The sequence below is a fragment of the Streptomyces sp. ADI95-16 genome (genome assembly GCF_003721495.1).
Taxonomy (GTDB): Bacteria; Actinomycetota; Actinomycetes; order Streptomycetales; family Streptomycetaceae; genus Streptomyces; species Streptomyces goshikiensis.
Genome location: NZ_CP033582.1, coordinates 564,667 through 577,042, shown reverse-complemented (window position 1 = coordinate 577,042; position 12,376 = coordinate 564,667). Strand labels below are relative to the sequence as shown.

Genomic DNA, 12,376 nt, shown 5'->3' with positions numbered 1-12,376 from the left:
CGTCCGCACCGACACCCACTGGAGACCGAGTCCCGAGAACCCGCTGCACATCCAGCTCCTCGATGAAACCGACTGGTTCACCGTCGCCCCGGCCACCGCGACAGGCATGCGCCGAATACGGCTGGACCGCCAAGGCCGAGCACCTGCTCCGTGTCGTCGACCCGGTCGACGACACCTACCGCCGCCAGATGAACCGCCAGCTCACCGCGCAAGAGTCCCGGCCCAAGCTGGCCCGCGACCTGTGCCACGGCAAGCGCGGCACCATCCACCAGGCGTACCGGGACGGGATGTAGGACCAGCTCGGTTCACTGGGCCTGGTCCTCAACGCCGTGGTGCTCTGGACCACCCGGTACATCGACGCCGCCGTCGCCCGGCTCCGTGCCGAGGGCCACGAGATCCGGGACGAGGACATCGCCCACCTGTCCCCGCTCAAGCACCGCCACCTCAACGTCCTGGGCCGTTACAGCTTCACCGCCTCCACTCCGGCTGGCGGCGCCCTACGCCCGCTTCGCGACCCGGACACAGTGGAACTCCACGAGGACGACAAGGGGTAGGGGGAGCAGACTGACTCGTTTTGCGCCCGACGATACTTTCAGCGCTTGACCTTGACGCAACGGCAGGGTTTCTACTGGCGGCATGCGAATCGGAGAAATCGCCGCGCTCGTGGGGCTCACCACCCGGGCGATCCGGCACTACCACCATGTCGGACTGCTTCCGGAACCGGAGCGGCGCCCCAACGGCTACCGGGCCTACAGCGTCCGCGACGCCGTCCTGCTCGCCAGGGTGCGCAGGCTGACCGAACTCGGCCTCAGCCTCGATGAAGTGCGCAACGCCCTCGCCGATGATGCCGGACGCGAACTGACCGAGATATTGGAAGAACTCGATGCCGACCTGGCCCGCCAGGAAGCCGAGTGGGTGGAGATCACCAACACCACCCGCGACGGCATCAACCTGCGCGGCTGGACTCTGCGCGACAGTGACGGCAACCGCTACCGCTTCGACAACGTCCGCATCGCCAGCCGCGCCACCATCCGCATCCACACCGGCAATGGCCGCGACACCCGCACCGACCTGTTCCAGGACCGTCGCGACTACGTCTGGGACAACCGTGCGGACGCGGCGACGCTGCGCGATGACCGCGGTCGCACCGTTGACACGGAGTCCTGGGGCCGGCATCACCACTGACCTCAGGCCTGGGGCCGGCGGCCGCCTGACGGCGGGCGGCCGCCGGCAGCTGGGTTCGGCGGGAAGCCGCTGACCGGTGCAGCAAGTGCGGGTTGTCCCCCTTCACCGGGTGGCGGCCCGCACGGCTGCGTACCGGGCAGGCGCCCGGGCTTGGGGCCTGACCGCAGGGGCTGTGAGGAAGGACGTGGAGGCGGAGGAGGCCGCGCACGCGCTGGCGTACATCATCGTGACCGACCGCCGGTTCACCGATCTCTGCCACGGGGGCAACCGAGCCGCTGTCCTCCGGTTTTCGGGCTCTGGGCCTGCGTTTTCAATCAGCTGCGGCGGCGCTTGACGATCAGCGTGCCGGCGAGGCCGAGGCCCGCGGCAACGACGGCGCCGAGTGCCAGCCACTGCCAAGGCAGGCCCGCTTCCGCAGACGCAGCTTTCGCCGGGGCCGCAGCGGTCTGCCCGGTGCTGGGGGTCGGGGTGGGCGTGTTCGTGGGGACCGGGGCCAGGGGGTCGACGTCAGGGGCCCCCGGGTTGCCCGCCTTTTCGAGCAGGACCATGCGCGGGCGGACCGCCCCGTAGCCGATCCGGTCGCTGCGCTTGGAGCCGTCCTTGGGGCCACCGGCGGTCTCGATGAGGACGCGCGCGACTTGATTTGCGGTCCAATCGGGGTGAGCCGACCAGACGAGAGCGGCGGAGGCGGAAGCCAGGGCAGAGGCGTACGAGGTGCCGCCGTCGGCGATGCACCAGGCGGTGTTCTCCTTGCAGCGGATCGGCGCCTTGCTGCCGTATGCGGACAGGTCCGTCTCCGGCCCGTAGGAGCTGAGCTTCAGCGCCACGGCCTTCTCGTCGATGGCTCCTACGCCGATGACTCCCGGAGCCATGGTGATCAGGTTGAACGCATTGTTGCCCTCCCCCTCATTTCCCATGGCAGCGAAGACCAGTACCCCCTTGCTCTGGGCGTACTCGACCGCCGACTTGAGCCTTTCGTAGCCGTAGTAGTCGCCCCAGCTCAAATTGATGATCTTGGCCCCGTTGTCAGCCGCCAACCGGATCCCCTTGGCACCTTCGGCGCCTACGGCCCAGGCCATGAGCGTGCCCATGCTGGTGCGAACAGGCATGACCTTGGCGCCAGGAGCCAGACCCTTGGGACCGCCTCCTGAACCGTCTCCGACGATCGCCGCGGTCATGGTGGTCCCGTGCCCGCTGACATCCTCGTGCGGCGAGTACTTCTTGTCCGGCTGCTCGACCGGCGGCTCCATGACCGACAGGCCCGGAAGGACGGACTCGCTCGGCACGCCCGGGACTTCCTTGAAGCCGCTGTCGACGACGGCAACCGTGATGCCGCTACCGTCTGCCACCTTCCACAGCTCTTCGGCTTTCATGACCTTGAGGTAGTCCGGCGGGTCGCTGTCGGCTGCCGCCGGCATCACCGTGCCGACGCCGACCGCCCACGCCGCGACGATGACGCCCACCGCCCTCCACCACGAACCCCGACGTATGATGCCTTGCATTTCTGCCCCCTTGATGTACGTGCGCTGCGATCTCTCGCAGCCCCACCTCATCACACGGCATTCCGACCGCCTGTGCGGGGGTTGAGACTGGTAGGCCCGCATGTTGAGGTGTCGCGTGTTCCAGCTTGGAGGGCTCTCGTTGGTCACTCTGGGGGGCGAGGCCAGTGTTCGTGGTCCGTCCTCGGACGGATAGGTTCACCGTGGTGTGTTCGAGTCACTTCTGGAGGGGGCACCGGTGGACATTGTCGCGATCATGGAGGCGCTGGCCGAACAGGGCATAACAGTGCTGTTCAAGGCTGATGCTGAGCGGATGGCAGAGAAGCGGAAGCCCTGGACGTTCGTGGCCAGTGGCGCCCCGTTGCGTGATGACATCCTCGTGCGTACCGATGCTGCGTCGGTGGAGCAGTGCCTCGAAGCCTGCCTGCCCCGCCTGCGCGAACTGGGCTTCACTTATCCCGAGTGACGAGGCATGCCAGCTGGAGCGGCGCGACAACTCACCGTGTGTGGTCACCGGGGCGTATCGGCTCCAGGTTCCGCTGTAGCTTCACCGCCTCCACTCCGGCCGCCGGGTCTCTGCGCCCGCTACGCGACCGGGACGCGGCGGAGCTGGACGAGGATGACGAGGGCGAGGTGGGAGCACGCTGATCTAAACGGTGTCCTTGATCCTGGCCCGCAGTGAGCGGCAAGAGCGCGGGCTTCCACCGTCTGGACCGGGGCTGCGGAATCGGCCTTGGGGAACAGCGGTTGCCGCCAAGTTGATGATGTGCCTCTTTCCAGTGTGCGGCGACGTGGTTCGCGTCGCGCGCTTTCGGGTTGATCTGCTCGCGGACTGCGAGGTAGAGGACCTTCAACGCGGCCTGTTCCGAGGGGAAATGGCCGCGGTTTCGGGTGGCCTTGCGGAGCCGGGCGTTGATCGATTCGACCATGTTTGTGGAGTAGACCACCGTCCGTATGGCCGGCGGAAACGCCAGGTAGGGCGTGAACTCCGGCCAGGCCGACCGCCAGGTCCGAACGATCGCGGGATAGTGTTCGCCCAGCTCAGAGGCTGCGAACAGGTCGAGGGCCTGCTCGGCCGCCGCCTCGGTCGGGGCCGTGTAGATCGCCTTGAGGGCCGGCACCAGCTTCGGGTGGTCCCGCGACGACGAGAGTCGGAGCGAGGTCCTGGTCAGGTGGATCACGCAGGTCTGGACGGTCGCCTTCGGCCAGGTCGCGGTGACCGCGTCGGGCAGGCCCTTCAGGCCGTCGCAGACCACGATGCAGACGTCCTCGATGCCCCGGTTCCGCAGCTCGGACAGAACTGCCATCCACGTGGTCGCGCCCTCTCCCTCGGAGCCGACCCACAGACCGAGGACGTCTTTCCGGCCGTCCATGTCGACGCCGACAGCCAGATAGACCGGCTTCGAGGTCACCGAACCGGAGCGGATCTTCACCCACAGTGCGTCGATGTAGATGATCGGCCAGACCGGGTCGAGGGGCCGGTTCTGCCAGGTCACGAGCTCGTCGATCACCGCGTCGGTGACCTTGCTGATCAGATCGGGACTGACCTCGACCCCGTAGTTCTGGGCCAGGTGCGAGCGGATGTCGCGCACGCTCATCCCGCGGGCGTAGAGCGAGAGGATCCGGTCGTTGAACCCCGCGAGCCGACGGGCGTTCTTCGGGACCAGACGCGGTTCGAACTCACCGTTGCGATCCCGCGGCACCGCCAGAGCGACCGCGCCCGCATCGGTCAGGACCGTCTTGGACGAGGTCCCGTTGCGGGAGTTCCCCGACCCGTGACCTGCCCGATCTCCGCGTTCGTAGCCCAGGTGTTCGCTCATCTCGGCTTCCAGGGCCCGCTCGAGAAGGGCCCTGGTGATCTCCGTCAGGAGACCGCCCTCACCGAGGAGAGCCGCCCCGGAGGCATCAGCCTTGTCCAGCAGCCGCTCGACCACCTCCTCGACTGTCTTGTCCCCGGCCGCGGACGTGGCCGCTTCGTCTTTGTCCGCCATGACTCATCCGATCCGCCTGGCCCACAGGCCCGAGGCCGAGCCCCGGGCCAGGCTTCCACATCGGACTTACACGATCTTTCAGACACGCTCGCGAAGGCTGACGAGCGTCAGGGAGTGTGACTGGCAGCGGCTGGCCGCAGCGACGTCTGGACGCCCGGCGGACGCAGCCGCCGGGCGTGGTGGGGCAGGGGCGAGCCGGTTCAGCAGGAGCAGCCCCACTGCGGGGTGGGTGCGGTCGAGGGGGTTCCGGAAGCCTGGTCGGTGGGTGCGGGCGGGTGGACGGTGGTGCCGGCCTTGATGGTCTCGATCACCTTGATGTCGCGGATCTGTTCGGGGTCGACCGTCAACGGGTTCGCGCTGAGGATGACCAGGTCCGCGAGCTTGCCGACCTCGATACTGCCCTTGCGGTCCTGCTCGCCGTACTGGTGGGCGGCGTTGATGGTGATCGCGCGAACCGCGTCCAGGGCGGAGACCTGCTGGTCGGGGCCGAGGACGTGGCCGCTGCGGGTGCGGCGGGTCACCTGGCTGGACAGCACGGCGATCGAGTTCGGCAGCGCCACCGGGGCATCGTGGTGCGAGGTGTAGCGCAGGCCCTTGTCGAGTGCCCAGCGGGCGGGGGAGATGCTCTCCGCCCGCTTCTCGCCGAGGACGGTCTCGCGGTACCAGTCGCCCCAGTAGTAGGTGTGCATCGAGAAGAAGGACGGCAGGATTCCCAGCCGAGCGAACACGTCGACCTGGTCCTTGCGGGCGGTCTGCGCGTGGATCGCCACGGTCGGCCGCCGGCCCGGCCCGGCGGCCTCGACCGCCTTGAGGAACTGGTCGATCGCCGCGTCGCCGTTGACGTGCGCCAGGACCTGCCAGTCCCGCTCGACCGCCGTAGCGATCTGCTTGGCCACCACCGCGTCGTCCGGCACTGCCGGGTACCCGCAGTAGTCCTCGGGCTGTCCGGGCGGCGGCGTCAGGTACGGCTCGGTGAGCCACGCGGTGCGCCCCTGCGGCGAGCCGTCCAGGACCAGCTTCACGCCGGCCGCGCGGACGCCGTCCACGTACTCGTCACTCACCCCGATCGGGTCGTCGAGCGTGGACGCGGTTGCCTCATCGGCCTTCACGTACGCGACCACGTCGACCGGGAGCGGCACGGCGGCGGCCGTGTCCCGCAGCGCCGTGAGGTTGGCGAGGGTGGTGCCGCCCTCCTGCACGGTGGTGAAGCCGAAGCTCGCCGCCTTGGCCGCGCCCGTCGCGAACAGCATCAGCAGCTCCCGTTCCGGGAGCCCCACGAGCGCCAGGTCCGAGGCCGGGGTGAACGCCTTCTCCTCCAGCACGCCGTCGGGCTCGCCGTACGAGGGCGGGACGGCGAGTTCGCGCCGCCGGATCACCCCGCCCTCGGGGTCGGGTGTGGCGGCCGAGTAGCCGAGCCGCTTCAGGCCGATGCTGTTCACCGCGCCGAGGTGGAAGGACTGGTGGATGGCGAGCACCGGGCGGTCCGTGGACACCTCGTCGAGGTCGTCGCGGGTGGGGTGCCGGCGCTCGGCGAGCATCGCGTCGTCGTACCCGAATCCGATGATCCAATCGGAGTCCGCACCCACCGGTCCCGCAGCCCAGGAGCGCAGCTTGTCCTTCAGAGCGGCGAGGTCGGTGACGTCGCCGTCCGGGTCGGCGAGCAGGTTGGCGATGATGGCCTGCAGGCCGATGCCGCCGAGGTGCCCGTGCGCGTCGATGAACCCGGGCAGCAGGGCGAGGCCCCCGAGGTCCCGCACGACGGTATGCGGGCCGCGCCAGCGTTCCAGCACCTCTTGCTCGGAGCCAACGAAGACGATGGTGCCGTCCTTGACGGCCACCGCTTCGCCCCGTTCGTCGCCGTGCTCCGCGAGCGTGACGATGTCGCCGCCGTGGAGGATGAGGTCGGCCTGCTCGGCCATGCTGGTCTCCCGTTCGGTAGAAGGATGGTGAAAGCGGCCCAGAGCCTAGAAGCGACGTGGGCAAACTTCGCCGAGGACGGCCGGACTTCACTGGAACGGGGCAGCGCGGTCGGGGAACCGGGCCCGCGGAGGGGGCAAGGAAGCCGTCTCCGAGGTCACCGGTGTGGCGGTAGCAAATCAGGCCCCGGACCAGCCCGGCCCTGATGCCAGCCGACAACCTCAGCGTGTCCAGCTCCTCGACCCTGGTCTCCGGGTCGACGTGGTCGATGGTCCCGATCTCCAGGTCGACCCTGCCCTCGCACAGTGGCAATGAGCTGCGGGCGCGCCACACCGAACCTGGCTCGTGGTCGCCGACACATGTCGCACGCTGGACGACAAGGGCAGCGACCCCCAGCATCGAGCGGACCCAGGTCAAGCGCGGCACCGGCTACTGACGCACCGTGCGGAGCGGTCTTCCGAGCCACCGGCCATCGGCCACCCGTGCCGTTACCGGTCCACCCGTCGAGGCGACGGCCCTCATCTCCGGGCTGTACTACGGGGCGGGGGTGAACTCCACCGCCCATGGCCTGGCAGGGGTGCGCTTCGCCGGGCAACCGCTGGCCCGCAAGTGCTGAACAGCGAAACCCGGGCGAGCATCAAGGTCATGACCACCACCCCGTCCTGAAGACGTCGCCTCGTGCCGCCTCACTGGACGGCGATCCCCAAGATTGAAAGCTCAACTGTGCAGGTTGGGAACACTCGCCCATGCGTCGGAGTCAGCGTCGTCGTGTCAACCAGCCCAGCAGAGAGTGCGCGCCTATACCCGGGCCGGGCTCCTGCGCCACGGACCTTGGTACAGGCCGCCGCAGTCCTGGCAGCGGGCCGTCAGGAACGCCGACGCCGGGGTGTTCTCCTCGCACGGCTCTACCACTTCGACCCCGTCGGGGAACACGGCCAGCAGGCTTGGAGCCTCGCAGGCACAGGGACCGGCCCTGCGGGCGCTGGCAGTCGGCTGCTGGGGGATCGACACCTTCAACAGGGTTGGCACCGGGGCAGGCGGATTGAAGTCGAGAGTGAGTGTCACGTACCGGTCGCTGACATCCCATGGCGGCGGCGGGGCCTGTGCCAGGAACCGGGTCCGTAATTCCCAGGTGGTGAAGACCAGCACCGACGCCGCGAGCACGCGGGAGCCGGCCTGGGCCGGGTGGGGGTCGATGACCGCGACGGGGTGAGCGGCCTCGCCCATCAGCGGCACACCGCCCGCGTACCGCGCATCGCCCATGCTGCGCCCAACGTGGTCCGCCCGGAACCCCTTCTGCTGGAGGACATCCATTGCCCAGCCTGCAGTGTCCTCACCCGCCGCCCCAAGGCAGGGCAACGGCACCCCGGCCGCCCGGCGCTTACGCTCGACAACCGCCAAGATTTGGCGCACCATACGACGGGTAATCTGCTGAAGCCTAAGACGCCGCTCCTCCGCATCGCTGAGCCGCCACGATGGCCCGGCCACCTGCTCCTCCTCATCCAGCCGGGCGCCCAACAGGGCATCCTCCTGCCAGCACCGAGCATCGGCCACCTGCGACGCCTCCAGCGCCCGGCGCTCTTCCGCTTCCTCCCGAGCCCGCGCCGACTCCTCCGACTCCCGGTAGTCGGCCGCCGCACGCAGGCATCGGGAATCAACCCACAACACGTCCAGCACGAGGCCTTCGGCCCTTCGCTCCGGGCTGTACGACACCACCTGCCCACTGAAAACGCGGCGCAGGAACTCGACCAAGGTCATCGGACCGCCCTTGACCCACTCACCGGCTGCGAACCGGGCCAGACCCTCCACCACCATGACCACGTCATGGACTTCGCCCACACGCACCGACGGCACCACGCCCAGCCACGGCGCCCTCCGATAGGAGAACCACACCGACGGCACCCCGTCTTCGAGCATCCGCTCCGACCTGCCCCGGATGTCGTCCGCAGTGATCGCGGCCAACTGCGCCTCCAGCGCAATCCGCCACTTCCCGCCCGCACCGCTCGCCAGCACGTCCGCTCGCCACACCCCACCCGGACCGGGCACCTCGGCCTCGGCGACCGCCCCAGCCTCCCGCGCCGCCGTCACCAGACACCACTTCAGGTAGAGGTGATCCGGCGACTCCTCCCCCACTGGACAATCCTCCGGCGCGCCGGGCTGGTGCGCGAAGTGCGGTGCCCTCCGCCGCGATAACCGGGCGTGCATCGGCCACCCGCAGCCCCCGCACGTCAGCTGCGACGGCTTCACCTTGTAGACGTCCCCCCAGGCCCTTCCGCACCCCAGATCCGGCAAGTACGAGTGGACCTGCCCCCATTCAGCGTGCTCGGCATGGAACATGACGATCCCCCCCCTTAGGGGCAACGGCTGCCCGCAGCGTCCCGCAGTCCGAGACCGGGCGCAGCCGAGCCCACCCCCTCAAACACCTGTCCCTACCAACAACAAGTACCCAGGTATCACGCGCCGTGATCGTGGGCGGCGCGCGCGATCGACTTCATCCGCCGCCCCGAGCTCAGCGGGTGCTACAGAGCGGCGCGGGGGTCTGTACGGTCAACGGTGGATCTTCGAGCAGGAAGTGACACCTGATGACAGATGTGACCGTGTCGGCGGAGGCCGTGGCGGAAGTACAGCCGTCCGGGTTCGTGCCGGAGGTTCTGGATGATCAGCTGATCAGTCAGCTGGTGGACCGGGCCAAGGCTGACGGGATCAAGCTGACGGGCCAGGGTGGTCTGCTGCAGCAGTTGACGAAGCGAATCATCCTCGAGTCGGCTCTGGAAGGCGAGATCACCGACCACCTCGGGCACGAGAAGCATGAGAAGGCCGGCTCGGGCAACACCCGTAACGGGACCCGGTCCAAGACGGTGGTGACCGAGGTCGGCCCGGTCGTTCTCGAAGTCCCGCGGGACCGGGAGGGCTCGTTCGAGCCGCAGATCGTCAAGAAGCGGCAGCGCCGGCTGACCGGCGTCGACGAGATGGTCCTGTCGTTGTCGGCCCGCGGTCTGACCCATGGGGAGATCTCCGCTCACCTCGCGGAGGTCTACGGCGCCGAGGTCTCCAAGGCGACCATCTCCACGATCACGGACAAGGTGATCGACGGCATGAACGAATGGCAGAACCGGCCTCTCGACTCGGTCTATCCGGTTTTGTTCATTGACTGTGTCCACGTGAAGCTGCGGGATGGGAAGGTCGCGAACAGGCCGGTCTACGTGGTCCTGGCGGTCACCGTCGAGGGCACTCGCGAGATCCTGGGCTTGTGGGCCGGCGACGGGGGCGAGGGTGCCAAGTACTGGCTCCAGGTCCTCACCGAGATCAAAAACCGCGGCACGGAAGACGTCTGCATGGTCGTCTGCGACGGCTTGAAGGGCCTGCCTGACGCGATCGGGGCGGTCTGGCCGCAGGCGATCACGCAGACCTGTGTCGTTCACCTGCTGCGGGCGTCGTTCCGATACGCGGCCCGGCAGGACTGGGACAAGATCTCGAAGGCACTCAAGCCCGTCTACACAGCGTCGACCGAGGACGCCGCCATGGAACGGTTCCTGGAGTTTCAGGAGGAATGGGGCCAGAAGTATCCCGCGATCGTGAGGTTGTGGGAGAACGCGTGGGCCGAGTTCGTGCCGTTCCTGCAGTTCGACACCGAGATACGGCGGATCGTCTGCACAACGAACGCGATCGAGTCCGTGAACGCGCGGATCCGCAAGGCCGTCCGGGCCCGTGGCCACTTCCCGAACGAGCAGGCCGCCGTCAAGTGCGTCTACATGGCCATCATGAGCCTCGACCCCACCGGCCAGGGACGCAAACGATGGACCCAGCGCTGGAAGGCCGCTCTGAACGCCTTCGACATCACCTTCGACGGCCGGCTCTCAGCCGCCCGCCACTGAACCCCCAACAACCCCAAAACCACCGTTAATTTTACGGACCCCGGCGCGGCGCGGGACACGGGATCGGGTTCCGAAAGGGCCCTGGCCAGAACTTTCGTAATCATGTGTCGGCGTAAGGGTTCATCTACCGAGCGAAGTACCAGGGGTGCAGAGCTCCTCGCTGACGGGAGGGACTGATGTACGTCGTAGCGGGGTCATCCCCGCGTCGGCGGGGAGCACTCGCAGTGTCGGCCGCACGCGGCTACGACTCCCGGAACACCCCCGCGTCGGCGGGGAACGCGTCCGGGCGCCAAGCGCTGGCCTTAATCGCCGGAACACCCCCGCGTCGGCGGCGCACCCAAGGCCGGCGCGCCCGGATCCGTCCTGATCAGCACTTCCCGCGACACCGCGCGCGGGGTCACCTTCTACCGGGCCAAGATGGCCGAGCCGACCGCGACTCCCCGCATCGACCTGGCGAAGGTCTGCCGGGGACTGGGCATCGCGGAGGACGACTCCTGCGTGTTCGTCCTCATCGATGGCAACGAGTTCCTGATCAGCGCGTTCGACGAACCGCCACTCAGCGCGATCTTCCCCGCCACCCGCGAGCTGCTGACCCCGGACGCCAAGGGCATGTACGTGTGCGGGTTCACCATCACCGGCCAGCCGGTGAAGACCATGGTGTACCAGCACGACAAGAACGCCCCGGCCCACGGCCTCACCCTCGGCGTCAGCCGGTCGGGCAAGACGCAGTACTTCGCGATCCACATGGCCGCCCAATCCCTGAACGGCCAGGTGGTGTGGCTCTCGACCGTCCGCAAGGACGAGAAGACCACCACGCTGGGCCGGTACATCGACCGGCAGGGCTCGAACGCGCTGTGGATGGCCCGCTCGCTGCGGGCGGCGCAGGCACTCTGTGAGATCCGCGCGGAGATGCCATGGCCCCACGACGGCCAACCGCACGACTACAAACCGGGCGATCCCCGCTGCCCGTACGCGCAGCTGAACGTGTACGCGGACGAGTTCATGACCGCGGCGCAGGACCCGGACTTCGGCCAGTTCATCCAGACGGACGGTGAGGACCTCACGGTCACCGGGCTGAAGTACGGGATCGGCTTCAACCCGGCCGGCCAGTCGCCGTTCGCGCACAACGGGTTCTCCACCGAGATGAAAGACAACCTGCGGCAGAACAGCAGGCCCGTGATCTTCAACATGGGCTCTCCCGCAGCCACCCGCAAGGCGGCGGAAGGCACGATGGAGAACGCCTACGACGTGCCGACCATCCCGGCCCGCTACGCCCGCCAGGAAGGCTCCGCGATCGAGCGGGCCATGAACGGCGAAGCCGACCCCGAGAACGGCGTCTCCACAGGTGGTGTCGCCGTCATCGTCCTCGACAACGGCCGCGCCGTCCTCATGCGGTCGCTGTACGCCGATTTCGACACCGACCTCGGCAGTCTCTTCCCCGACGAGGTCAACCGCCTCACCGACCACGAGATCCGCGAACTCGACAAGCGCGGACTCTGGTTCGACTGGAACGAAGACCCCCGCCCCGGCGAATTCGGGCCCATGCCCAGTGACGACGAGGACGACGACCGCCCCAGAAAGACCAGCGGCAAGCAGGCGGTCAAGTCCGCCGGCGCGCAGCATCGCGACACCGTCGTCTCCGCCCGCCAGGCTCTCGAGACCATCCAGAGACTCACCAACAGCTGAATCGCCCACCCCACCCCATGAAGGAGGAGCCACCGCGGCCTTTCCCATCTCCGCCACCGTGCTGCTGTGCGTCGTCGCCGTCGTCCTGGTCAGGGGCGGACACGTCCGCGTCGGCTCCGCCCTGATCTGCACACTGTTCGGCTTCACCCTCGCCGCGACCGGCCTGGACCCGGCCATCAACAGAGGCCTGGCCGCACTGGTCGCCAGCTGATCGTCATCCCCC

Annotated in this window: 9 protein-coding genes and 3 pseudogenes; 7 read left to right on the top strand and 5 right to left on the bottom strand. The window is 68.4% G+C overall.

The genetic code is table 11. The features are described 5' to 3' along the window. Positions 1-62: 62 nt before the first annotated feature. The 3 genes and pseudogenes from EES41_RS39555 to EES41_RS42515 form a co-directional block, all read left to right on the top strand. A pseudogene (locus EES41_RS39555) lies at positions 63-554 on the top strand (Tn3 family transposase); the annotation flags it as partial. Positions 555-636: 82 nt separating this feature from the next. Next, positions 637-909 (top strand): annotated as a pseudogene (locus tag EES41_RS42520) (MerR family transcriptional regulator); the annotation flags it as partial. 6 nt (positions 910-915) lie between these two features. Beyond that, positions 916-1,185, top strand: coding sequence for a lamin tail domain-containing protein (locus EES41_RS42515; protein ID WP_254211933.1), 270 nt, complete (start codon positions 916-918; stop codon positions 1,183-1,185). 314 nt (positions 1,186-1,499) lie between these two features. Here the strand turns inward: EES41_RS42515 and EES41_RS39540 are convergent, their stop codons facing one another. After that, the gene (locus EES41_RS39540) at positions 1,500-2,648 is read right to left on the bottom strand and encodes a S8 family serine peptidase (RefSeq protein ID WP_164496218.1); all 1,149 of its coding nucleotides are present in this window, start codon (positions 2,646-2,648) and stop codon (positions 1,500-1,502) included. A 274-nt stretch (positions 2,649-2,922) separates the two neighbouring features. Between EES41_RS39540 and EES41_RS39535 the strand changes: the two genes are divergently transcribed. Beyond that, complete coding sequence (locus EES41_RS39535; RefSeq protein WP_123083440.1) at positions 2,923-3,150, top strand: hypothetical protein; 228 nt, start codon at positions 2,923-2,925, stop codon at positions 3,148-3,150. A 31-nt stretch (positions 3,151-3,181) separates the two neighbouring features. Here EES41_RS39535 and EES41_RS39530 read toward each other — a convergent pair whose 3' ends face one another. The 4 genes and pseudogenes from EES41_RS39530 to EES41_RS39515 all read right to left on the bottom strand — a co-directional run bounded on the left by EES41_RS39530 (position 3,182) and on the right by EES41_RS39515 (position 8,725). After that, entirely contained in the window at positions 3,182-4,675 is a 1,494-nt protein-coding gene (locus EES41_RS39530; RefSeq protein ID WP_254211906.1) for an IS256 family transposase, read from the bottom strand. Between the two features lie 200 nt (positions 4,676-4,875). Continuing rightward, complete coding sequence (locus tag EES41_RS39525; protein WP_123083340.1) at positions 4,876-6,594, bottom strand: amidohydrolase; 1,719 nt, start codon at positions 6,592-6,594, stop codon at positions 4,876-4,878. 193 nt (positions 6,595-6,787) lie between these two features. Then, positions 6,788-6,898, bottom strand: a pseudogene (locus EES41_RS43595) (LysR family transcriptional regulator); the annotation flags it as partial. A gap of 492 nt (positions 6,899-7,390) precedes the next feature. After that, complete coding sequence (locus EES41_RS39515) at positions 7,391-8,725, bottom strand: hypothetical protein (RefSeq protein ID WP_164496217.1); 1,335 nt, start codon at positions 8,723-8,725, stop codon at positions 7,391-7,393. Between the two features lie 449 nt (positions 8,726-9,174). On the opposite strand from EES41_RS39515, the gene EES41_RS39510 reads away from it, so the two are divergent. The 3 genes from EES41_RS39510 (at position 9,175) to EES41_RS41960 (ending at position 12,364) form a co-directional block, all read left to right on the top strand. Next, the gene (locus EES41_RS39510) at positions 9,175-10,467 is read left to right on the top strand and encodes an IS256 family transposase (RefSeq protein WP_254211905.1); all 1,293 of its coding nucleotides are present in this window, start codon (positions 9,175-9,177) and stop codon (positions 10,465-10,467) included. Between the two features lie 417 nt (positions 10,468-10,884). After that, positions 10,885-12,153 carry a hypothetical protein gene (locus tag EES41_RS39505; protein ID WP_254211904.1) on the top strand — a complete coding sequence of 423 codons (1,269 nt, stop codon included), beginning with the start codon at positions 10,885-10,887 and terminating at the stop codon, positions 12,151-12,153. Between the two features lie 58 nt (positions 12,154-12,211). Beyond that, on the top strand, positions 12,212-12,364 hold the full coding sequence (locus tag EES41_RS41960; RefSeq protein WP_164496155.1) for a hypothetical protein: 153 nt from the start codon (positions 12,212-12,214) through the stop codon (positions 12,362-12,364). Positions 12,365-12,376 lie beyond the last annotated feature (12 nt).

What these genes read in the sequence shown, in the direction of transcription:
- EES41_RS39530 (WP_254211906.1), bottom strand. Translation starts at nt 4,675, where the DNA reads ATGGCGGACAAAGACGAAGCGGCCACGTCCGCGGCCGGGGACAAGACA.
- EES41_RS39525 (WP_123083340.1), bottom strand. Translation starts at nt 6,594, where the DNA reads ATGGCCGAGCAGGCCGACCTCATCCTCCACGGCGGCGACATCGTCACG.
- EES41_RS39510 (WP_254211905.1), top strand. Translation starts at nt 9,175, where the DNA reads ATGACAGATGTGACCGTGTCGGCGGAGGCCGTGGCGGAAGTACAGCCG.
- EES41_RS39505 (WP_254211904.1), top strand. Translation starts at nt 10,885, where the DNA reads ATGGCCGAGCCGACCGCGACTCCCCGCATCGACCTGGCGAAGGTCTGC.